Genomic DNA, 21776 nt, shown 5'->3' with positions numbered 1-21776 from the left:
ATCGATTTATCCACACGAAATGTCCCTTAAGCCCCCTTCTATCCGTCATTTCAGACGACCTCTCCGTCGTCTCGCACGACGTCGTTTCAGACGACGACGCCGCTTAGAACGGAATGTCTTCCTGCGGTGCGCTTGGAGTGTGGGGTTCCTTGGCAGCGGCCTGCGCTTCCTTAGCTTCCTGCTGGGCAGCTTCCTCTTGGGCGCGCTCGCGGGTGGCCGTGATTTTCTGGGCTACCGTCTGCGCCCACCGCTTCGCTTTCTTTGCCAGCGGGCCGGTCGGCTCCGTCGTGGCCCACGTCCCGTCCTCGTAGAGCCACACCATATCCCCGGTGTGTGGGTCCATGATGTAGTGCGCGCGCCCATCAGTCTTCATATTGTGATGGTGTTGGCACAGGCTGGCCAGGTTGCGCGGGTGCGTGGCGCCGCCGTCGGCATAGTTGATGCGGTGGTCCATCTGGCACAGGTAGGCCGGCCGGTTGCAGCCCGGAGCGCGGCAGGTGCCATCGCGGCCTTCCACATATTTGCGGATGAGCTCTGAAGCTATGTAGCTGGCTGATTCCGGCGGCTGGGAGGACAGGTCGCGCGTGCGTGTGGCGGGCATGTCCTGCGATGTCCATCCATACCCTTGGACAAAGGTAGGAGCGTTGTCGATGTCACTAGCTTGGTAGGTGTGCAGAATGATAGTCGCCGGTGGAGAGATGCTGCCGGCGATGAGCTTCTTTAGGGCATCGGCCTGCGAGAGCCCGTTCTCCTTCGCCGCCTGTTTGATGTAGCCATCCAGAATCATCCCCGTGGCACTGTCCGTGTTGAGCTCAAGGATGCCGCGCTCGCCAGTATCGGTAAAAGTATAAGAGTCCTTCTTCGGCGAATCGCGGAAGGTAAAAGCTTTATTGATGCTCTTGCAAGTATCGCGCACCTTACGCCCAATCTGCGCCGGTGTAGGGAAGACTTGATTCGGGGAGGTAGGGGTGAAGAAGGTGACCAGGGAATCGTCGATAAGCGCGAGCGTTTCCGGAGGAAGCTTGCCCAGCTTCGTCAGGGTGCGGTCGATGGTGATGAGCGCCTTCATGTCCAGCAGAAACTGACTGTCCTGCAGGGCCTTGACCTGCGGTAGTTCCGTGAGGCGGTGCACGGCCAGGCAGCATTCGCTCACGGTGTAGTCACCGACGCCGAGCTTGGCGACGAGCCTCTGGCACGCAACATCAAAATCCTCATCGAGATCTGGCATGGCGGCTACCCATGAGCGATAGTCCGCGCGGCGGGCGGCGCTGCGCTCCACGGCGAGGGTGCAGTCAGGGTTCATATGGGAAAAGTAGGCGGTTTGAGTGGCGGTGTTCACGGTGTCCCCTAGGTTTATGGTATCGCTTGTATGTTCTATGAGCACTATAAGACACGCCCCGGACATCTACTATGACCTGGGGAATGTAGGTGTTTCCTCGAGGTATTTGAGACATACAAGCGCCCTCTTTGCATCAGGTGGGGAGTATTGTCTTCCGGCCCCACAGGAGTCCGCTGCGTACGTATGATGGCGAACTATGTTGCCTAGACTCTTGACCCTTGACAACCTGGTTATCTCACAGACAAAGTCCTTCATGCAGGATCAGTTCCTGATCGCCGATGAACAAGGCGTGCCCGTGGGCACCATCGTGCAGTCGTCGAGCATGAAGGACATGTTCTTCAATGCCTCCCGCAGCCTCGAGGTTGCCTTCACGGATGAGCAGGGCAATCCGCAGCAACCGCTCATGGTGATCAAGGATCCGCCGAACTTCGTGCGGGATACCTATGAGGTGTATTTGCCGGGCGTCGAGAAGCCCATGGCAGTGGTGACCAAGAAGTTCTCCCTGCTAAAGACGCGCCTGACCTTGGAGATGGAAGGCTTCCCAGAGATTGAAATTGAAGGCGATGTCTGGGATTGGAATATCCAGATCAACAGCCAGGGACAGCCCCTAGCGGAAGTGCGCAACGAATGGTCAGGCGTGGGGCGGTTCCTAGCCGGGAAGAATACCTACAAACTCAGCATCGCGCCGGGGCTCGACCCGCAGCAGCATGCGGGGCTCATCGGTGCGGTCATGTGCATGGATATGCTGCGCACCAAGCAGCAGAACAGCAGCTAGCGGCGCACCATGCGCCAGCTTCCATAGGAAAAGAGCGCGGTGGCCAGCGCTGGGAGGCCATAGGTGCGCACGGCCTTGCGCACGGAGCGGTAGTCGCGGATGAGCCAGCCTTTTTCCTCGGCGATATCGCGCAGCTTGGAATCCGGGTTAATGGCCACGGGGGTTCCCACCATGGAGAGCATCGGGACGTCGTTGGAGCTGTCGGAGTAGGCGGTGCAGCGCTCAAGGTCGAGGTTCTCCAAGGTGGCCAGTGCTGCCACGGCGTGCTTTTTGCCCGAGCCGTGGAGGATATCGCCCACGAGGCGGCCGGTGAAGCGGCCATCTTTTACTTCCGCCACGGTGCCGAGCGCGCCCGTGAAACCGAAACGCTGCGCCAGAATCTGCGCTAGCTGCACGGGGGTTGCGGTAACCAGCCATACCTGCTGGCCGGCATCGAGGTGCATCTGCGCCAGCTGTTTTGTGCCCGGGTAGGCCTTGCGTGCCATGGATTGGTCCACGATGCTCTCGCACAGGGCCACCATCTCATCCACCGAGCGGCCCTTGACGAACTCGAGCGCCTGCACGCGCCCGGCGGCTACGTCCGCGGCATTCTCTGAACCGGAGACGCGGAATTTGAGCTGCTTCCACGCGATGGGAAGGATCTCAGAAAGCTTGAAGTAGCGGCGGCGCGCAAGCCCCAGCGCGAAGGCTACGAGCGAGGAGCCTTGGATCAACGTGTTATCCACGTCGAAGAAGGCGGCGGCGCCAACGTCCTGGGGGATGTCTGGGTCGGGCTCAGTGATGGAGCGTGAACCCGCCGATTCGAAGGATCCCCGGACGGAATCCACGCCAGAGGAAAACGCATCCAGGTCAATGCCAAAGAGGTGTTCCACCGCCGCGGCTGCCGACGCCTCACCTGCCGCCCGCTGGTGCTCCTCACCCAGCGGGGCAAAGGCCTGTTGCTCCAAGAAGTTACGTAGGTTTCCCCTGCTTGCGGTCCAGTTGGCAAGGAACTCGCGGGGAGAATCGGGCATACCGGGAGGCAGGGGGAGGGGCACGCGTTCAGCTTTCATGGGGCGGGCAGACTAACGTGTCCATAGTAAACCGCAAACCGTTCTACGTCCTATCGAGGAGTTTCTATGTCCCACGTCGTCGAGCTGATGGTGCGTACTACGTGTGGCTCTTGCGCGCGAGTGCTCGAGCAGATTACTCCGGTGGTCCAGCAGGCTGGTGCGGAGCTTAACGTGCGCACGGTGGATGAGGATGCGGAGCTGGCCATGGAATATGGTGATCGCGTCCCCGTTGTAGTGATTGATGGGGAGGAATTCTCCTGTTGGGAAGTGGACAATGAGGAGCTAGCGCAGGCGCTGGCGCAGTAGTTTTTTCGGCGTTCCCGCGAGTTTCGGAAACAAGCAGAAGGCTAGTAGTCTTTTGGATGATCTATGTCATCCAAAGGGATGATAAACAACTGGAGGGTAGTGCATGAGTGTGCTCGTCGTGGGCATGTCGCATCAGTCGGCGCCGGTGGCGCTGCTGGAAAAGCTGAGCATGGACGAGACCGTGCAGAACCATACGTGCCGGACCATGGTGTCGGCGGGCTCGCTGAGCGAAGCGATGATTATCTCCACGTGCAACCGCCTGGAGGTCTACACCGTTACCAATTCCTTCCACACAGGCGTGCAGGATGTCGTGCGCAACCTCGCTGAAGTCTCCGGCGTGGGGGAGGAGGAACTGCGCTCCTACCTTTATGTTCGCTATGCCGACGCCGCCGCTGAGCACCTCATGATGGTGGCCTCGGGCTTGGACTCGATGGTGGTAGGTGAGCAGCAAATCATCGGCCAAGTCCGTACCGCCTATCAGTTCGCTGTCGAGCAGGGAACCGTCGGGCCGCGCATCCACGCGCTGGCCCAGTGCGCGCTGCGCACCGGCAAGCGGGTGCATTCCGAAACCGAGATCGATGAGGCGGGCTCCTCCATGGTCTCTTTCGCTTTCGATCAGGCCCTGAGCCGCATGGGCACGAACGATCTCGACGGCAAGCGCGTGCTGATCTTGGGGGCGGGTGCAATGGCCTCGCTAGCGGCAACCCACGCGGGGCGCTTGGGAGCACACCTGGTTATTGCGAACCGCACCCTGGCTCGCGCCCAGCGCGTGGCGGAACATGCCCATGAAGCGGGCGTCTATGCGGACGTCGTTGAGTTCGCGCACCGCGCCCAGGCTTTGCGCGATGTGGACATGGCGATTTCTGCCACGGGCGCCCAGGATTTCACCATTTCAGCGGCCGACGTCGAGCGCTACCACGTGGCCGACCGTGAGCTCATGCTCGTGGATCTCTCGCTCCCTCGCGATATCGATGATGCGGTGGCAGATGTCGAGGGGGTCGACCTCGTCAACATCGAGAGGCTGAGTAATTCTTTGCAGGCGGCCGATACTGACCTTGCCGCCGGCACCAGCCCCCACGCGCAGGCGCGGCGCATCGTCAATGAAGAGCTGGAAGCCTATGCTTCCGAACAGCGCGTCCGCGACGTCGTCCCGGCGGTATCGGCGCTGCGCAAGCGGGCAGCGAACCTGGTTCAGTGCGAGGTAGCGCGGCTGGAGCAGAAGCACCCAGAGCTGGATGAGCGCCAGATGGGAGACATCAACCGTGCTCTCAAGCGCGTTGCGGATAAGCTGCTCCATGAGCCCACGGTTCGTGCGAAGAAGCTCGCAGCCAACTCCGGAACGGTGAGCCACGAGACCGCGCTACAGGAACTCTTTGGGCTCCAGCTGGAGGGCAGCGGTGTGGCCATTGACGTGGCGGAGCTGCCGGATGCCGCGCAGATGGAAGCCGCGGAAAGCACTAAGGAAGAAGAGGACGCATAGATGTTGAAGATCGGCACCCGAGGATCCCTCCTGGCCACCACGCAGTCGGGGCACGTGCAGGAGTGGCTGCAGCAGGCAGGCTATGAGGCAGAGTTGCACATCGTCACCACGCAGGGGGATGTCAACATGGCGCCCGTGGAGCGCATCGGCGTGGGCGTATTTACGCAGGCCCTGCGTGAGGCCGTCGCCCGCGGCGAGTGCGAGATTGCGGTGCACTCCTTCAAGGATCTGCCCACGGCTGCCGACGAGCGCTTCGACCTTGTGGTTCCGCAGCGCCAGGACATCCGCGAAGCGCTTATCGCCCGCGATGGCCTGACCCTCAAGGAACTGCCGGAGGGCGCTCGCGTGGGTACCTCCGCGCCGCGCCGCATCAGCCAGTTGCGGGCGCTGCGCCCGGACCTGGACATTCGTCCACTGCGCGGCAATATCGATACCCGCATGGGCAAGGTCACCGGTGGCGAGCTCGATGCCGTCTTCCTGGCCTACGCAGGTCTCGTACGCGCGGGCTATGCCGATCGCGCCACCGAGGTCTTCGACCCGGAGGTTTTCATGCCCGCCCCGGCACAGGGCGCGCTGGCCATCGAGGCAGTGAAGGGAACGGAGGCTGCACAGGCCATTGCCCTGCTTGCCGACGCCCCCGCCACCGCCGCCACCCGCGCCGAGCGCACCGTGCTCTCCCGGCTAGAAGCCGGCTGCACCGCGCCGGTCGCTGCGGTCTCTCACTGGGAGGGCGAGCAACTGGTCGTGCGCGGCGGAGTCTTCGCCCTCGATGGTTCTCGTCAGCTCATCGCTCAGGCCCAGGGCGAGGCCAGCGAGGCAGAAGAATTGGGGCGCGCGGTCTCCGAGGAGCTCTTCGCGCAGGGAGCTGCAGACCTCCTGGCAGCGGAGTAATCGCACGTAATTTTTGCTTTGGGGCCTTTTCCTTTAGTGTGTATCTAGCACACAATCATTGAGAGCAATGATTTAGGCCCCCTTAACTCGCGAGTGAGGGGCTTTCTTGTCTCCATTTCCCGCGCCTGCCACGCGTGGCGCCGGGGCACTCGGAATCCACAAACTAGAAAAGAACCTTATGAGCAATGCCGTGCCGGATACCCAGCCTGAGCTGGGTAAGTCTGATCTGGGCAAAGTCGTCTTCGTCGGTGCCGGCCCAGGCAACCCCGACCTGCTGACCGTTCGCGCCCGCGAGGTTCTGGAGACGACAGCCAACGTTGTTACCGACGCCGCCGTGTCCCAAGGCGTGCGCGACATGGTGGCGCAGCAGGTGCCGGTTCCGCAGGAGCTTCTCGATGCCGCCGAGGAGGAGTACGAACGCATCTGCGCCGCTGCGAAGGAGGCGGGTGCGCGCCGCAAGCCGCCGCGCCCGGCTCCGCCGACGGCAGCGGTGTTTGAGGAGGCTGCGGGGGACGTCGTCAAGCAACTGCGTGAGGCGCTCGAGCGCGCCGAGGGCCACGACGTGATCCGCCTGGTCACCGGAAACCCGCTCAACCGCGAGTCCATCAAGGCGGAAATCACCGCCGTGGCCAATGCGGGCATGGAATTCCAGGTGATCCCGGGCATGTCCCTGCCTTCGACAGTTCCGTCTTTTGCGGGTATTGCTCTCGGTGCGACCTATACCGAGGCCGACATCACCGAAGGTGCGGATTGGGACGCGCTGGCCACCGCGACGCAGCCGCTGGTTTTGCAGGCCACCGCAGAGGATCTGCCGGTGATTTCCGCCGAGCTGGTGGAGCGCGGGATGCCCGCGGAGACGGAAGCCTACGTCACCGTCCACGGAACCACCCGTCTGCAGCGCACCCACGAGACCACTCTGGGCACGCTGGGCAAGCTCGACGCTGAGCTGCCGGGCGAGCTCGTCGTCACGCTGGGCCGCAGCTTTGATGATCGCTCGAAGTACTCCTGGTGGGAGAACCGTTCGCTCTATGGCTGGCGCGTGCTCGTGCCGCGCACGAAGGAGCAGGCCGCGGCGATGAGCGCCCGCCTGGCTGGCCACGGTGCCATTCCGCAGTCGGTGCCCACTATCTCCGTGGAACCGCCGCGCAACCCGGCGCAGATGGATCGCGCCATCAAGGGCATCGTCGAAGGCCGCTACAAGTGGGTCGTGTTCACCTCCGTCAATGCGGTGAGCGCGGTGTGGAAGAAGATCGCGGAACTCGGCCTCGATGCCCGCGACTTCGCCGGTGTGCACCTGGCGGCGGTGGGGCAGAAGACCGCCGATGCGATTCGCGCCAAGGGCATGGTCCCGGAGCTTCTGCCGCCGGCGAGGAAGCAGAATGCCGAGGGCCTCGTGGAGGTCTTCCCTAATTACGTTGAGGACATCGACGCCGTGGGCCGCGTGTTGCTGCCGCGCGCGGATATCGCCGGCGAGACTCTGGTGAACGGCCTGTTGGACTTGGGCTGGGAAGTCGATGACGTGGTGGCCTACCGCACCGTGCGCGCGGCCCCGCCGGCGGCGGAGATCCGCGACATGATCAAGTCCGGTGGCTTCGATGCGGTGGCCTTTACCTCGCCGTCGACGGTGCGCAACCTCGTCGGCATCGCAGGCAAGCCCCATGCCCGGACCATCATCGCGTGCATCGGCCCCTCCACCAAAGCGGCGGCCGAGGAGGTGGGGCTGCGCGTGGACGTGGTCCCGGAGGTCGCGGATGTGCCGACGCTTGTCGACGCCCTCGCTGACCACGTCGCCGCCCTCCGCGCCGCCGGCAACCTGCCCGCTCCGCGCAAGAAGCGCCGCTCGCGCAAGAAGTCGGCGTCGACCACAGCTGGGAAGGCAGATTAGGGGCGACTAGAGTCGAGAAAGTACTTTTGTTTTTCTCGTAGCTCAAAGGAGAGTTTTTACTCATGAGCATTGCTCGCCGCCCCCGCCGCCTGCGTCAGAACCCGGCTTTTAGGGACTTGGTTGCGGAAACGTCGCTGCGCCCCTCTGACCTCATCCTCCCGATGTTCGTCGTCGATGGTCTGGATGAAGCCCGCGAGATCCCCTCCATGCCGGGCGTAGCGCAGCACAGCTTGGATTCCCTCAAGCGCGCCGCCCACGAGGCACTTGACGCCGGCGTGACCTGCGTTGACCTTTTCGGTGTGCCGCGTGAGGAAGACAAGGATGCAACCGGCTCCGTGGCTTGGGACCCGCAGGGCATTCTCAACGTCGCGATTGCCGAGCTGCGCAAAGAGTTCGGCGATGACCTCATCGTGATGGCGGATACCTGCCTCGATGAGTTCACCTCGCACGGTCACTGCGGTGTGATCGATGACAAGGGCCGCGTGCTCAACGATGAAACCGTCGAGCTCTACCAGGACATGGCCCGCTCCCAGGCCCGCGCCGGTGCGCACATGGTCAGCCCCTCCGGCATGATGGACGGCCAGATTGCCGCCATCCGTGAGGCCCTCGATGAGGCCGGCCATGAGGACGTTGCCATCATGGCCTATTCCGCCAAGTACGCCTCCGCCTTCTTCGGCCCCTTCCGCGATGCCGTCGGTTCCTCCCTGGAGGGCGACCGCCGCACCTACCAGCAGGATCCGCGCAACTTCCGCGAGTCCATGCTGGAGGTGGACCTAGACATCGAGGAAGGCGCGGACATCGTCATGGTTAAGCCTGGCCTGCCGTACCTCGACGTGTTGGCCGGTGCCGTGGAGCGCTCCTCCGTGCCGGTAGCCGTGTACCAGGTGTCCGGCGAGTATGCGATGATTCAGGCAGCCGCCCAGAACGGGTGGATCGATGGTGAGGCCGTTATGCTGGAGTCCTTGACCGCGTTCAAGCGCGCGGGCGCGGACCAGATCCTGACGTACTTCGCCACGGACGCCGCCCGCTTGCTCAAGTAAAAGGAGAATCGTGACGTTCAGCCCGAACACGGCTTCGTCGGCACAGAAGCCGGCGAAGCAGGACAAGGAGCCGGATAAGGAGAAGGCCACTCGCACCGAAGCCGTCTCCCTCATGCTCAAGGTGTGGGCCGTTGCCTTGCTGTTTGAGGTGGTGCACCTAGTCCTGAGCATCGTGCTGACCCTGATGAATAGGGACGAGCTCTTTGCCCAGGCGCGCACCACCGCGGAGTCCGCAGCGGAAAAGTCCGGGCAGGACGTCAGCGATGCCCTCGTGCAGCTCGTGGGCTATGGCTCGGTGGCGTTCAGTTCGCTGATATCGCTCGCCATCGTCGTCCTGCTGGGCATCATGCTGGGCTTGATCCACAAGAACTCCACGGCGGCCGGCACCGGCCGGCGCCTGTGGTTCGCCTTCTCCCTCTACTTCGCCCTCCGCGTGCTTATCGTCTTCATGAGCAGCCCCGCCGGGGCGAGCGTTCCGGACTGGCTGTTCGTTCTCGATGGCGGCGTGCAGATCCTCGTCGGCGTGGCCGCCGTCATGGGCTTGATCTTCTCCTCCAAGGAAGAAGTTCTTGAGTACACCGGCGAGATGGAACAGATGCGCCAGATGCGCAAGGAGATGGAAGAGCAGCGCCGCCAGGAAAACCTGGAGGAGCGCGAGAAGAAAAACAAGGACAAGGAGAAAGAAAGAGACAAGGACGGCAAGCGATGAATGACCGCCCCGGCCCCGCGGACTATAACCGCCGTCCGCGCCGCCCCAAGAGGCAGGGCGAGCAGGATTTTTCAACTTGGCCTTCCCAGCTGCGCATCTCCTATTGGGTCTTTGTGGTTGCCGCCGTTGTGATGTTGACCGCCGGAATGGTGGGACTCTTTGGCTCCTATGGCTCGGTGACGAACCCCGAACTCAGCCCAGAGCAGGTGGGCTATATCCGTTTCAATACGCGCTTTGCTGCCATTTCTCATGTGGTGAGCGCTGTCATCATTGCGGCGTGCTCCGCGCAGTTAGCAAACGGTTCGGTGTGGGCGCGCCGCATCACTACCGCGGTTTCCGCCTATGCCATGTTCGTCAGCATAGCGGCGCTGATTGCCGGCGTGGGCGGGCTGCTCTTGTTGCTCATTCCGATGGCGCTCATGGTGGGAATCTTCTTCCTCTTTCATCCAGAGTCGACGGCGTTCATTAAGGCCCGTCGGGCGCAGAATTCCTGATTGGCGCCCACTCCAACTTTTGATTCATAATGGACGGTATGTCTCGTCTGTCTGCCGCGCCGCTTATTGAGGCCGCTTCCGGCCGCACCCCGTCCCGTCCACCCGTCTGGTTCATGCGCCAGGCGGGGCGTTCTTTGCCGGAGTACCGCAAGGTCCGTGAGGGAATCAGCATGCTGGATTCCTGCTTCATGCCGGAGCTGCTGGCGGAGATTACCCTGCAGCCAGTGCGCCGCCACGACGTCGACGCGGCCATCTTGTTCAGCGATATCGTCGTCCCGCTCAAGGCCGCGGGCGTCGGCGTGGAAATCGTCCCCGGACGCGGCCCAGTCATGGATGCGCCCGTGCGCACCAAAGCAGATGTGGCGAACCTGCCTATCCTCGACGTCGACGTGCCCGAGGTGCGCCAGGGCATCGAGATCATTCTGAACGAGCTCACCGACAAGCAGGCACTCATCGGTTTTGTCGGCGCGCCTTTCACTTTGGCTAGCTACCTCATTGAGGGCGGCCCCTCGAAGAATCATGAGCGCACCAAGGCCCTGATGCATTCCGAGCCGGACATCTGGCATCAGCTCATGGAGCGCCTGACCCCGACGATCATCTCTTTCCTTCAGCTCCAGCTGGAGGCGGGAATCGATGCGATGCAGCTTTTTGATTCCTGGGCGGGCTACCTCAACGAGCGCGACTACCGCGAGTTTGTTCTGCCCTATTCAACGCAGATCCTTAAGGCCGCGGAGGGCCGCGTGCCGCGCATTCACTTCGGCGTGGGAACCGGCGAGTTGCTCGGCGCGATGTCGGAAGCCGGTTCGGAGGTCATGGGCGTGGACTACCGTGTGAGCATGGATGCCGCCGCGGCACGCGTCGATGCAGACATCCTGCAGGGCAACCTTGATCCAGCTTTGCTCTTTGCCGGCGAGGATGCGGTGCGCCAGGGCGTGCGCACCATCAAGGCAGAGGTCGCCCGCGCAAGGGAGCGCGGCGACGTGAAGGGACACATCTGGAACCTCGGCCACGGGGTTCTGCCGACTACCGACGCCGACGCCATCACTCGCGCCGTCGCCATCATCCACGAGGAGGGCTAAATGAAAATCGCGATCATTGGTGCTGGACTGGCGGGACTCACCGCCGCGTGGGAACTCAAGCACAACACCGAGGGCTCCCATGAGGTTTATGTTTTCGAGGCGGCCGGCCGCATCGGCGGCAAGCTGCACACCGTGCCGTTTAATGGCGGGCCGACGGACATGGGCGCGGAGGCCTTCATCCGCCGCCGCCAAGATGCCGTGGACTTCTTCACGGAGCTGGGCTTGGAGGATTCCTTCGTGGAACCCAACAGTCAGCTGCGCCCCCGCGTGTATACCGGCGGCGAGCTGCACTTCTTGCCACAGGGCGGTGTCATGGGTATTCCTTCCGCGCCGCAGGACTTCTTCTCCGCTGCCACCAATGAGCGCATCACCAACGAGCAGCCCTTTGAGTGGGAAGTCGGCGGGGATGTCTCCGTGGGCAAGCTCGTGCGCCAGCAATACGGCGATGACGTGGTGGACCACGTGGTCTCCGCGCTCCTCGGCGGTGTGTACTCCTGTACGGCCGATGACCTGGGCCTCCGCGCCACGGTTCCGCACCTAGCGGCCACGCTGGACTCGCTGGCGAAAGAGGGCCCGGTAACCCTGTCGGCGGCAATCAAACAGATCGAGTCCGGCCGCAGCCCGGCCGAAGGCTCCGTCTTCGGCACCTTCAAGGGCGGCTACGCCGAGCTCTACGAGGCCCTGGCTGAGAAGTCCGGCGCGCAGATCCACCTGGACACCTTCGTCTCGGGCGTGACGCGTAAGGGTGATGCCTTTGAGGTCAAGGGCGCGCCGGGGGATATCGGCCCCTTCGACCGCGTGCTCTTTGCCACCCCGGCTCCGACGACCGCGCGCCTGCTCAAGGCCGTGGCTCCGGAGGCCGCCCAGGAGTTGTCTTCTGTCCAGCTGGCCTCCTCTGTAGTCGTCGGCTTCAACTTCGCCTCCGCCACGGACCCGGAGGGCAACTCCCTTCCGGAGGCCACCGGCATTCTCGTCGCCTCTGACGAGCCCGGCGTGCGCGCCAAGGCTTTCACGCTCTCATCCAATAAGTGGCCGCACCTGAACGAGCGCGAAGGCTTCCTCGTGCGCGCCTCCTTCGGCCGCTTCGGCGATGACGCCCTCGTGCGCGCGGAGGAGGATGACCTGGTGGACTATGCCCTTGATGACCTGCAGAAGATCACCGGCTTCGACGGCCGCGCCGCCGGCGTGGAGGAGATCTACACGCAGCGCTGGTTCGGCGGCATCCCCCGCTATGACGAAAAGCACCTGGCTACCGTTGCCGCCGTGCGTGCCGCGCTTGCCGACGTCCCCGGTATCGCCACCGCCGGCGCTTGGGCCGATGGAGTCGGCGTGCCCGCCGTCATCGCCGGCGCCCGCGCTGCCGCGCAGGCGCTCGTCAGCTAGCTCTCCGTCCCTCCTTGTGGTGCCTTCAGCTCTTCGATGGAGTTACGTAGTCGCTCTGCATTGCGAGGGGAACGCAGAAGGTATTCCGTTTCACGGAGCGAGTTGTAGTCATCCATGGAAACGGTCGTTGTGAGGTTGAGCTGCTCGCACACGTGCTCGTCGTGGCTGACCAGGATGAATGCCCCGCGGTAGCTCGTGAGCACCTCAATCAGCCAATCGGTGGTGGGGATATCGAGGTTGTTTGTCGGTTCGTCGAGAAGCAGAAAGCGCGGGGCTGGGTCGCTGAGCAAGACGCGGGCGATTTCGACGCGGAAGCGCTCGCCACCAGAAAGCTGGCCCACTGGCTGGTGGATCTTGTCGTTGATAAAGAGCATTTGGGCCAGCTGGTCGCGCAGGAACTGCGGGTCCGCGTTGGGGTTGGCCTCCCGCACGATGTCGAGCACCGACTTCTCCTCAGGCAGGACGATGCGTTGGCGGATGTATCCGCAGGGCAGCGCGTACTCGACGTCGCCGCGGGCGATGCGGTTGAGGAAGGTGGTCTTGCCGCTGCCGTTGGGCCCGGCGAGGCGAACACGCTCAGGGCCAGTAATGCTGAGCAGATCGCTGACCAGCACGCGGGTGCCCACGGGCAGCTCAGTGCCGGGGAGGTCGATGTGGACATGGGTGTCGTCGCGAAGCGCGCGCTGTGCCTTGTCATGAGCCGACAGGGCGGCAGCCACTGCATCGTTGGCCTGTTGAGAACGCCCAGCGGCCGAGCGCTCAGAACGGTTCTTGTCCAAGCCCATGGCCATGCCGGGTTTGCGCTTCGAGGCGGCGAAGTTCTTGCCGCGGCGGGCATCGCGCGCAATGCGGGTCTGCATGGCGGCGCGCTCGCGGATTTGTTTGCGGTGTTCGGCCTTGGTCTCTCGGACCTTGGCCTGCGCGGAATCCTGCTCGGCATCAATCGCTGCGCGGTAGGAGGAGTAGTTTCCCTCGAACTCGCGAAGTGTTCCGTGGTAGAGCTCCGCAATGCTATCCGCGTGCGCGAGGAGCTCGCGGTCGTGTGAGACGACGAGAACCGGCATCGGCGCGGTGCGAATGAGCTCGAGCAGGCGCTGGCGTGATGAGGAGTCCAGGTTGTTGGTGGGCTCGTCGAGGATGAGGAAATCCGGCTTGCGGAAGAATGCGGCGGTCAGTGCCACGGTCACCGCTTCACCACCCGACAGTGTTCCGATAGTGCGCTCTAAGGGGAAGGGGATACCCGCAGCGTCGAGAGCTGCTTCAATACGTTCTGCTAAGTCCCACTGCTCACCAACAGTGGCGGCGAGCTCTTCCGAGTATTCGCCAGCCTCAATGCGGGCAATGGCGTTGAGGACTTCGGTCGCGCCAAAGACATCGGCGATGGTGCTAGACGTATGGAGGCCTAAATCCTGGTCGACATAGAGGACTGAGCCCGCGGATACCGTTCCCGAAGTCGGGGCAATGAGGCCTGCAAGTACCTTGGCTAGCGTTGATTTTCCGGAACCATTCGCACCGACCAAGCCCGTGAAGTGCGAGGAAAACGTGCCGGTGAGCTCCGTGAAACAGGGGGTGCCGTCGGGCCAGGTGACGGTGAGATGAGAAAAAGAAATAGGCATGAAGAAATCCACCTTCGAGTAAGTCGCGTAAAAAGTGTGACGTCGAATTAGGAAAAAATCTTCATGCCCGAAAGACTAGCCCGGCTAATACCCCAGCGCAAGGGCCGCCACACCAAGACCGAGGGCGCCGCGGGCAATGTAGTGCAGCACCTCGGGGGAGAAGGAGACACCGAAGCCGCCGCTGTCCAGCATGGACATGCTGTCTACCTGTGCCGGGCGGGAACGCTTAAACGACGCCCAGCTAAGACCGGCGATGATGAGCACCACTGCGATGGCGGAGAGCTTCCACACCAAGAGGAGGACACCAGCACCAAGGAGTGCCGTGCCCACAGAAGCGATAAGGGGAAGGCCCCAGTCGGGCCATGCATCGTCGCTGACGCGTCCGAAGGAGGCGGCGCGCCCAACCGCCGCGCCGACGATGCTCCACGCGGACATGAATCCGACGATAGCCAGCGCCCCGAGCTGTGGGGCGAACCCCAATGACAAACCGAGGGCCGCGAGCGCACCGACGCCGATGTACCACCGTCGTCCCAGACGACGGAAGAAGAGCCCCGTCAACGTGGAGGGCGCATGGGCGCGACGAGGAATCCAGGCCGACTGGCTCGCAATGGCATCAGAGGTGACCTCCGAATCAAGCAGACCAAGGCCGGATCCACCGACCAGGCGCGTATGCCCAGCGCTGAGAAGCGAAGCCAGCGTGAACGAGCGCCACCCCACGACGAAACGCAGGGCCGGGACTGTCAGCGCGAACCACGGGGATAGCCCGGTGGACACGCAGATGCCGAGACCTAAGACCCCGAACCCGATCAGCTGCGTCCATGTGATCCAGTCGGTACCGCGGAGTTTGCCGCGTGGGCGATCAACGTACACCCAGCGTTCCCGCGACAGCGCGCGCAGGGGATAGAGAGCCTCGGTGAGCACCATAAGCGCGAGCACTCCCACGATGCCGGCAATAGGAGCGACGCCCGTCAGAGTGATGCGCGTTGGGATGATAGGCAGGACTGCGCCGACTTCTTGCCAGACTGTATAACCGAAGCCGATGAAAATGCCGGCGAGGATGAGGTACCAGATGCCATCACCCAGCCGTGATAGCGCGCGCATCACAGCTGCACCACCTCGTCGCAGGCCTGGGTGATCGTGTCGGAATGCGAGGCCACGACGATGCAGCGATTCTCCTCGTCGGCTAGGTAGCGCAATTCGCTTGCGAGGAACTCGGTCCAAGCGGCGTCGAGGTGGCGCTCGGGCTCGTCGATAAGCACTGCGCGCGCCGGCTGGTACAGCTGTGCGGCCAGGAACACGCGCTGGCGCTGGCCCGAGGACAGGCGCGAGGCCGGGTGCGGAAGGAGAGGATCGAGCGCCCAGAGTTCGCAGAGCTTGGCGACGTCCACCCCTGCCGCCTTTCCTATCAAGTCCAGGTGCTCGCCCACGGTGAGGTCGGGGAGGAAAACCGGCTCGGCCACCGTAATCACAGCACCCGGTTGCTCCTTCGTGTCGACGGGATGGCCGTCGCACTCCACTGAGCCTTCGAGAGGCGCAAGCTCACCGCCGAGCGTGGCTAGCAACGTGGATTTACCTGAACCGTTGGGCCCAGCGAGGCCATAGATGCGGCCGGGGGCGAAGTCTTTCTCAAGATGTCCAAGGGGCGTGGAATGCCCATAATCGGCGTCGATGGAAAGCATTGCTGGGCGGCGAGCTCCTTACATTGGGCGGCTAGACAATAGTTAAAACTTATTGATGAAGTTTAGCAAAATGCACGCCCCGAACGTTCTTTTCGAGGTGGGAAACACCCTTGGGATTGGTGTCATGAGCTGCTAAAATGAGAGAAAATGTAGTTGAAAACTCGGGAGGATAGCAATGTCGGAGCCTGTTCAAATTGAAAGCAGTAGTAGCGACCGTGATCCGTTAGCGTTGAGCGATGCTGCGTTGCGTCTAGCAGGCCACGATGTGACTGATGAGTACGTGCGCCAGCTGGGCCGCGAGGTGGCTGCAGGGACATTATCTGCCGACGAAGCTATCGCTCGTGTTCGGCGAGCTTCGCTGAAATAGAGCGCGGGGGGAGAAACATGAGCGGGGGCTGGGAGAGCTATTTCATTCCAGGGACCAAGGTTCTGAAGAATCGCTTGGGGTTAGATGACGCAGAAGGACTACGGATCTTGGAAGAAAAGCTTGTATTTCTTCGGATAACCGAGTTGGAGTCGGCACCTGTGGAAGGTGCTTTTGACTACGCGCACTTCAAGGCTATACATCGACATCTTTTTCAGGATGTGTATGACTGGGCAGGTGAAGAGCGGACTGCCCCTACAGACCAGTTCATGATTAAGGCTGGGCATGCCTACTATCCGGCGGGGCCGGAAATGACGAAGGCAGCAGAGAAGCTGTTTGCGGGGCTGGCGAAGGATGATTTTCTGCGTGGCCTAGAGATTGATGAGTTTGTGACCAAGCTGGCGGAGCTGTGGGGCGAGCTCAATGTGGTGCATAGTTTTAGGGAAGGCAATACCCGTACGCAGACGGTGTTCTTTGATGCGCTGGTTACGGCGGCAGGATACCAACTTAATGTGGAGCGGCTAGCGAGTGATAGCCGCGTACGCGCGGAGTTTATTGCCGCGCGCTTTCACAGCCAGGACACGGAGGATAACGCGCAGCTGGAGGAGGTGCTGCGCGGGCTCGTCGGAAAGCGCAGTGCCTAGCTCTCGAGGCTAGCCCTTGTTGCGGAAGACGAAGATGGAGGAGAAGTCCTGGTCGCCGTGGCCCATGGCCTGCTGTTCCTCAAAGCGCTCGATGGCGGCGGCCACTGCAGGCAGCGGCTTGTTGGCGGTCATCTCCATGAGCTTGGTGTCCTTGCACAGGGCATCCACGGTGAAATCACCCGGAGTGGTGTTGCGCTCGCCGGTGATGAACGGGCCCTTCATGTTCTTCATGAAGGCCAGGCCGGTGATGTCGAGCATCTCGAGGATGACCTCGGAATCGAGGCCCTCGGACTCGCCGAGGTGCAGTGCTTCCAGCACGCCCTCCGCGGTAACGGCGAGGGCCAGGTTGGCCAGGAGCTTGCCAATCGCCGCGGTGGCGGCGGACTCCACGCCGATGAGCTTGTTCTCATCGGCCCACGGCTCGGCGATGGTCATGGCGAGCTCGCGGCGGTCGTCGTCAGGCGTGCCCACGTAAACACCGAGCTTGCCTTCGCGCGCCGGGCCCAGCGAACCGACGACGGGCGCGTGGACATAAGAGTCGACCGCGGCGGCGAATTCGCGGGCGGCATCGGGGGAGACGGTCGTGGTATCGATCCAGGTCACGCCGTCCGGGATGAGGTTGGCGTCAATGACTTGCTCACGGATGTCATCGGGGCCAAAGAGCGAGGTAATGATGACCTCTGCGCCCTCCACGGCGGCGGTGGGGGAATCGGCGAGGGTAGCGCCGGACTCAACCAGCGGTTGCGCGCGCTCCGCGGTGCGGTTCCAAACGGTGAGCTCATGGTTCTTGAGGAGGTGTCGGGCGAGCTCAGTGCCCATGCGGCCAGTACCTAGGAATGCAATCTTCATGCCGCCCAGTGTGCCATTATTGTGGGCAGGCTCGCCGCGATTTATGCGAGCCCCGGACGAGGGAGCCGTACCCGGTGACGCGACAAGACGGCCAGAAAGGGCTGGCCATGTCGTGGTTTGTGTTGATTTTCTCCGGTGCCTTCGAAGCTGTGTGGGCAGCGGCGCTGGATAAGTCGGAGGGCTTTAGCCGCCTGTGGCCCTCGGTGGTCTTTTTCGTTGCCTGTGCCATTTCGATGGGCGGGTTGGGCTGGGCCATGAAGTCCATCCCCGTAGGCACCGCCTACGCGGTGTGGGCCGGCGTGGGCGCGGTGGTCACCGTCATTTACTCCTTCGCCGCCGGGCATGAGGCGGCCACGGTATGGAAGGTGCTCTTCCTCGCCATGATCATTGGTGGGATCGTGGGGCTGAAGGTGGTGCACTAGGGGGCGCCGTCGTTTGAAACGACGACGCGACACTTATTCGTAGCGCAGTGCCTCAATCGGGTCCAGCTTCGCGGCCTTGCCCGCGGGGTAGTAGCCAAAGAAAAGGCCAATAGCCAGTGAGAAGAGCAGCGAGAGGATGACTGCCCACAGTGGCGGCGCTACGAGTGAGCCGATGGCGGCCGCGCCCGCCATGCCGGCGGCGGTGCCGATGGCGATGCCGATGAGACCGCCGATGAGGCAGACCACGATGGCCTCCGTGATGAACTGGATGCGGATATCGCGGCGGCGTGCGCCAAGCGCCTTGCGGATGCCAATCTCACGGGTGCGCTCCGTGACGGTGATGAGCATAATGTTCATCACGCCGATGCCTCCGACGAGCAGCGAGATGCCGCCGATGGCCGCGAGCACCAGGCTCATCGTGGTGAAGATCTGGTTCAGGGACGCGAGGTCATCGCTGAAGTCAGACACCTTGACCATGTAGTCGGGGTTGTCTTTGTAGTAGCTATCGAAGACGCGCTGCAGGTTGCTAGCCACCGCGGCCTTGTCCAAGTCCGGGTTGCCGCGAACGGTGACCTCGCTGAACGCGGTGCCGGCACCGGGGGAATCGGAGAACTCGGCCTCCAGCGGGTAAGGAACGAAGGCGGTTTGGCTGGGGCCACCGCCCACCAGAGGTCCGGTTTGCGGTTCCTCAAAAACACCGATGACGGCGAGCTCGAGCGGGGAGGCCTCTTGGCTTTCAAAGCTCACGTATTGGCCAATGGCATCTTCAGGAGCACCGAAAAGCTTGGTAGCGGTTTCCTTATCCAGCATGGTCACTGCCCGGCTGGAATCGATATCGTCTTCGCTGAGGAAGCGCCCGGCCACGATGGAATAGGACGAGCCTGAGACATAGTCCGGGTTGGTGGGGCGGATTAGGAGGTTGGCGGTCTCCTCCCCGGATTCGCCCTCGACCACGAGGGTGCCGGAATAAGAGCTGTATTCGCCGATATTGATGCCGGCGATCTGATCTCCCAAGACCTCCTTGGCGCGGTCCAGCATGTCAGGGGTGAGCATGGAGGACTCGTCTTCGACGAAGCCACCGCCCATGAAAGGATCATCAGCCTCTTCTTCTTCGCCCTCCTCAGGACGCTCCTTGACCTGGACGGTGAAGTTGTTCGCGCCGACCTTGTCCAAGTCCTTCTGCACGGAGGACTGCAAGGAGTGGCCGAGCGTGACGATGGCGATGACCGCGGCGATGCCGATGATGACGCCCAAGAGAGTCAACGCCGAGCGCATCTTGTTGGTGCGCAGGCTGGTCAGCGCCATCTTTGTGGATTCAGCGAAATTCATGACAACACCCCGTCCTTCATCGTGACGGTGCGGCTGCATTCATCAGCCAATTCCGGGTTGTGGGTAATGAACAAAATGGTCTTTCCATGAGTGCGGTGCAGCTCGTGGAAGAGATCCATGACCATGCGGCCGGTCTGCGAATCCAGCGCGCCGGTGGGCTCGTCCGCCAGCAGAATATCCGGCTGGTTGGCCAGTGCGCGGGCCACGGCCACGCGCTGCTTTTGACCACCGGAGAGCTCATTGGGCAGGTGGTTCATGCGGTCGGCCATGCCGACCATCTCCAAAAGGTTCTCTGCGCGCTGGGTGCGCTCGTGAGCCGAAACACCCGCATAGACCATGGGCATCTCCACGTTCTTCAGCGCGGACATGCGGCCGATCAGGTTGAAATTCTGGAAGATGAAACCGATTTTTTGGCCGCGGAAGGAGGCTAGTTTGTCGTCGCCAAGCGCCAGCGCATCCACCCCAGCCAGCTGGTACTCGCCGGCGGTGGGGCGGTCGAGCAAGCCGATGATGTTCATGAGCGTTGACTTGCCGGAGCCGGACTGGCCCACGACGGCCACGAACTCGCCCTCCTCCACGTTGAAGTCGAGGCCGGGGATGACGGTCAGCTCGCTGTCGAGGCCCTCGTCGAAGCGTTTGACAATTCCCCGCATCTCAATGAGGCGGCTCATGCGTTCTCTTCCGCATCATCGGAACCATCGACGGAGGCGGACATGCCGACCATGTCCTTGTGCGTATCCGCCTGGCTGATGACGGTCTCGCCTTCCTTGAGGCCGGAGGCGATGGCGGCGGAGAAATCAGATTCACTTGCGATCTTCACCTCGCGCGCCTGGATCGTTCCGTTGTCGATGACCAGGACGTTCTTCTTGCCACCTTCTTCATAGATGGCGGAGAGCGGCACGGTGATGGCGTTCTTGTCCTTCTCCGTAATGATCTTCACCTTCGTGGTGGAACCAAGGCGCAGGCCCTCGCGGTTGCCATCGACGCGGATGTGCACGGGGAACTCAGGCTTGGTGGAACCAGATGGTTTGCCGGAGCCGCCACCTGCACCGGCTTCTACCTCAGGTTGTTCGGCCGTGGGGGAGATGAAGGTGACCTTGCCTTTGTACTCCTTGCCGGGGCTAGAAGGCGAGGTGAACGTGACTTCGTCGCCGACCTTGATGCGGGCGATATCACCCTCCTTGACCGTGGACTTCACCAACAGCGAGGAATCATCCGCCACCGTGAGGATGGGGCCTTCGGCGGGCATGCCGGCTTCACCGCTGACGGAGGTGACAACGCCAGCCAGTGGGGAGCGCAGGTCGGCCTGGGAGAGCGTGTACTCCAGAGGCCCATTCTCCTTGGCGTTGCTGGCGCTTGCCGACGCCGCCGTCTCCACCGCATGGTTCACCGCTTGGGACTGGGAGGCGATTTGGTGTTCGATGGCCAGGTTGCTGGCCTGCAGTGCGCGCTCGGCATCGGAGACGGCTTGGTAGGAAGCGGCGGTGGCGCGCTGCTGTTCGCCGAGCTCGCGGTCGATGCCGCGGAGGAGGCGGCCATAGGATTCCTCGGATTCCTTCAATTGGCGCTCGGAGTCTTGCACGGCTTCATCGGAATCGAGGTAGCTTAAGAAAGCGCTGGCGGTGTTGATGCCGGAAGGGTCCTCGGTGGCGGTGCCGATGGAGGCCAGCGCGGACTGGAAGGACTTGGACTCGGCATCGCGCACCCCGGAGCGCGCCTGCTCGACGGCCGCGCGGGCTTCGGCAACCTCGGGGCGGTCGCCCTTGGTGGCGAGGGCATCGTCGAGCTTGCGCTGCGCCTCGGCGTACTCGGTCTGCGCCGAGTTCACTGCGGACTGGGCGCTATTGACCTCCGGGTTGAGGCCCTGGTCGAGGGAATCTTGAAGCTGGCGCAGCTGAAGCTGGGCGTCCTCGATCTGGTGGACCGCCTCGAGCTTGCCTGCCTCTTGAGAGGTGCGCTGGGCTTCGAGCTCGCGCTCGGTTTCCGTGGTGTCCATGCGGCCGAGGAGCTGCTGGGCCTCGACGCGGTCACCCACCTTCGCGTCCAGGGACTGGATGGGTCCGGTCAGCGAGGTTGTCAGCGAGAGCTCGCGCTCGGCGGAGACGGTGCCGGTGGCGGAGACGGAACTGATGAGGTCTTCCTTGGTGGTTGTCGTGACATCGGTTGCGGTGAGCTGAATGTCGGAGGAGCCGCTGGTCAGTGCGTACATTCCACCACCGCCTGCGAGGAGAACCGCAGCGATAGCGCCGGCGGTGATGCCGAGAGCTTTCTTGTTCATGAGTCCCTTACTGTCAGGTAAACGCCGTCATTGAAAATCGGGTTCAGCTTAACTCTCGGCTATGCTTCCTGTCATGTACAGCGGGGGAATATAGGAGGTAGATCAGGGTCTACCCTTAGTTGGTGTGGGGCCATGAGGACTGGTGACGTTTCGATCAACTAA

General features: G+C 62.7%; 21 protein-coding genes and 1 riboswitch. Of the genes, 12 read left to right on the top strand and 9 right to left on the bottom strand.

Annotated features, from left to right (window positions below; all coding sequences use genetic code 11):
* Positions 1-103 precede the first annotated feature (103 nt).
* On the bottom strand, positions 104-1339 hold the full coding sequence (locus tag HMPREF2760_RS05425) for an HNH endonuclease signature motif containing protein (protein WP_083299142.1): 1236 nt from the start codon (positions 1337-1339) through the stop codon (positions 104-106).
* A gap of 196 nt (positions 1340-1535) precedes the next feature.
* Here HMPREF2760_RS05425 and HMPREF2760_RS05420 point away from each other — a divergent pair, with 196 nt between their 5' ends.
* Positions 1536-2114 (top strand): LURP-one-related/scramblase family protein, encoded by a 579-nt coding sequence (locus HMPREF2760_RS05420; protein WP_070596787.1) that lies wholly within the window; start codon positions 1536-1538, stop codon positions 2112-2114.
* On the opposite strand, the gene HMPREF2760_RS05415 is transcribed toward HMPREF2760_RS05420, so the two are convergent.
* On the bottom strand, positions 2111-3166 hold the full coding sequence (locus HMPREF2760_RS05415) for an HAD-IB family hydrolase (protein ID WP_227485605.1): 1056 nt from the start codon (positions 3164-3166) through the stop codon (positions 2111-2113). The genes HMPREF2760_RS05420 and HMPREF2760_RS05415 overlap by 4 nt on opposite strands.
* Positions 3167-3232: 66 nt before the next feature.
* Here HMPREF2760_RS05415 and HMPREF2760_RS05410 point away from each other — a divergent pair, with 66 nt between their 5' ends.
* The 9 genes from HMPREF2760_RS05410 to HMPREF2760_RS05370 all read left to right on the top strand — a co-directional run bounded on the left by HMPREF2760_RS05410 (position 3233) and on the right by HMPREF2760_RS05370 (position 12433).
* Positions 3233-3472 (top strand): glutaredoxin family protein, encoded by a 240-nt coding sequence (locus HMPREF2760_RS05410; RefSeq protein ID WP_070533963.1) that lies wholly within the window; start codon positions 3233-3235, stop codon positions 3470-3472.
* Between the two features lie 103 nt (positions 3473-3575).
* The gene (locus HMPREF2760_RS05405) at positions 3576-4952 is read left to right on the top strand and encodes a glutamyl-tRNA reductase (RefSeq protein ID WP_070596786.1); all 1377 of its coding nucleotides are present in this window, start codon (positions 3576-3578) and stop codon (positions 4950-4952) included.
* A complete protein-coding gene (hemC, locus tag HMPREF2760_RS05400; RefSeq protein WP_070596785.1) occupies positions 4953-5843 on the top strand; it encodes a hydroxymethylbilane synthase in 891 nt (296 codons plus the stop codon).
* Between the two features lie 178 nt (positions 5844-6021).
* Complete coding sequence (locus HMPREF2760_RS05395) at positions 6022-7728, top strand: bifunctional uroporphyrinogen-III C-methyltransferase/uroporphyrinogen-III synthase (protein WP_070596784.1); 1707 nt, start codon at positions 6022-6024, stop codon at positions 7726-7728.
* A 62-nt stretch (positions 7729-7790) separates the two neighbouring features.
* On the top strand, positions 7791-8768 hold the full coding sequence (hemB, locus tag HMPREF2760_RS05390; RefSeq protein WP_070521091.1) for a porphobilinogen synthase: 978 nt from the start codon (positions 7791-7793) through the stop codon (positions 8766-8768).
* A gap of 10 nt (positions 8769-8778) precedes the next feature.
* The gene (locus tag HMPREF2760_RS05385; RefSeq protein WP_070596783.1) at positions 8779-9477 is read left to right on the top strand and encodes a hypothetical protein; all 699 of its coding nucleotides are present in this window, start codon (positions 8779-8781) and stop codon (positions 9475-9477) included.
* Positions 9474-9971, top strand: coding sequence for a tellurium resistance protein TerC (locus HMPREF2760_RS05380; RefSeq protein WP_070596782.1), 498 nt, complete (start codon positions 9474-9476; stop codon positions 9969-9971). The genes HMPREF2760_RS05385 and HMPREF2760_RS05380 overlap by 4 nt, the downstream gene beginning before the upstream one ends.
* Before the next feature lie 38 nt (positions 9972-10009).
* On the top strand, positions 10010-11050 hold the full coding sequence (gene hemE, locus HMPREF2760_RS05375; protein ID WP_070596781.1) for a uroporphyrinogen decarboxylase: 1041 nt from the start codon (positions 10010-10012) through the stop codon (positions 11048-11050).
* Complete coding sequence (locus tag HMPREF2760_RS05370) at positions 11051-12433, top strand: protoporphyrinogen oxidase (protein WP_070596780.1); 1383 nt, start codon at positions 11051-11053, stop codon at positions 12431-12433.
* Here the strand turns inward: HMPREF2760_RS05370 and HMPREF2760_RS05365 are convergent.
* The 3 genes from HMPREF2760_RS05365 to HMPREF2760_RS05355 all read right to left on the bottom strand — a co-directional run bounded on the left by HMPREF2760_RS05365 (position 12430) and on the right by HMPREF2760_RS05355 (position 15728).
* Positions 12430-14049, bottom strand: a complete 1620-nt coding sequence (locus HMPREF2760_RS05365; RefSeq protein WP_070596779.1) for an ATP-binding cassette domain-containing protein — start codon at positions 14047-14049, stop codon at positions 12430-12432. The genes HMPREF2760_RS05370 and HMPREF2760_RS05365 overlap by 4 nt on opposite strands.
* Before the next feature lie 84 nt (positions 14050-14133).
* Positions 14134-15150 (bottom strand): ABC transporter permease, encoded by a 1017-nt coding sequence (locus HMPREF2760_RS05360; protein ID WP_070596778.1) that lies wholly within the window; start codon positions 15148-15150, stop codon positions 14134-14136.
* Positions 15150-15728, bottom strand: coding sequence for an ABC transporter ATP-binding protein (locus HMPREF2760_RS05355; RefSeq protein WP_070596777.1), 579 nt, complete (start codon positions 15726-15728; stop codon positions 15150-15152). Before HMPREF2760_RS05355 ends, HMPREF2760_RS05360 begins: the two co-directional genes overlap by 1 nt.
* Before the next feature lie 474 nt (positions 15729-16202).
* On the opposite strand from HMPREF2760_RS05355, the gene HMPREF2760_RS05350 reads away from it, so the two are divergent.
* Positions 16203-16736: a Fic/DOC family protein gene (locus tag HMPREF2760_RS05350; RefSeq protein ID WP_246823627.1), complete on the top strand. Its 534-nt coding sequence runs from the start codon at positions 16203-16205 to the stop codon at positions 16734-16736.
* Positions 16737-16745: 9 nt separating this feature from the next.
* On the opposite strand, the gene HMPREF2760_RS05345 is transcribed toward HMPREF2760_RS05350, so the two are convergent.
* The gene (locus tag HMPREF2760_RS05345) at positions 16746-17585 is read right to left on the bottom strand and encodes an NAD(P)-dependent oxidoreductase (protein ID WP_070596775.1); all 840 of its coding nucleotides are present in this window, start codon (positions 17583-17585) and stop codon (positions 16746-16748) included.
* A 25-nt stretch (positions 17586-17610) separates the two neighbouring features.
* Positions 17611-17681: riboswitch (guanidine-III (ykkC-III) riboswitch) on the top strand.
* An 11-nt stretch (positions 17682-17692) separates the two neighbouring features.
* Here HMPREF2760_RS05345 and HMPREF2760_RS05340 point away from each other — a divergent pair.
* On the top strand, positions 17693-18007 hold the full coding sequence (locus tag HMPREF2760_RS05340) for a DMT family transporter (RefSeq protein ID WP_046647795.1): 315 nt from the start codon (positions 17693-17695) through the stop codon (positions 18005-18007).
* 33 nt (positions 18008-18040) lie between these two features.
* On the opposite strand, the gene HMPREF2760_RS05335 is transcribed toward HMPREF2760_RS05340, so the two are convergent.
* From HMPREF2760_RS05335 to HMPREF2760_RS05325, 3 genes are read right to left on the bottom strand one after another with little or no spacing between them, the layout of a single operon-like run.
* Entirely contained in the window at positions 18041-19336 is a 1296-nt protein-coding gene (locus HMPREF2760_RS05335; protein ID WP_070596774.1) for an ABC transporter permease, read from the bottom strand.
* Positions 19333-20007: an ABC transporter ATP-binding protein gene (locus HMPREF2760_RS05330; protein ID WP_070596773.1), complete on the bottom strand. Its 675-nt coding sequence runs from the start codon at positions 20005-20007 to the stop codon at positions 19333-19335. Before HMPREF2760_RS05330 ends, HMPREF2760_RS05335 begins: the two co-directional genes overlap by 4 nt.
* Positions 20004-21614, bottom strand: coding sequence for a permuted SH3 domain-containing protein (locus tag HMPREF2760_RS05325; RefSeq protein WP_070596772.1), 1611 nt, complete (start codon positions 21612-21614; stop codon positions 20004-20006). Before HMPREF2760_RS05325 ends, HMPREF2760_RS05330 begins: the two co-directional genes overlap by 4 nt.
* Between the last annotated feature and the right edge of the window lie 162 nt (positions 21615-21776).

It is taken from the genome of Corynebacterium sp. HMSC065D07 (genome assembly GCF_001810695.1).
Lineage (GTDB): Bacteria > Actinomycetota > Actinomycetes > Mycobacteriales > Mycobacteriaceae > Corynebacterium > Corynebacterium hesseae.
This window is presented reverse-complemented; position numbering and strand designations above follow the sequence as displayed.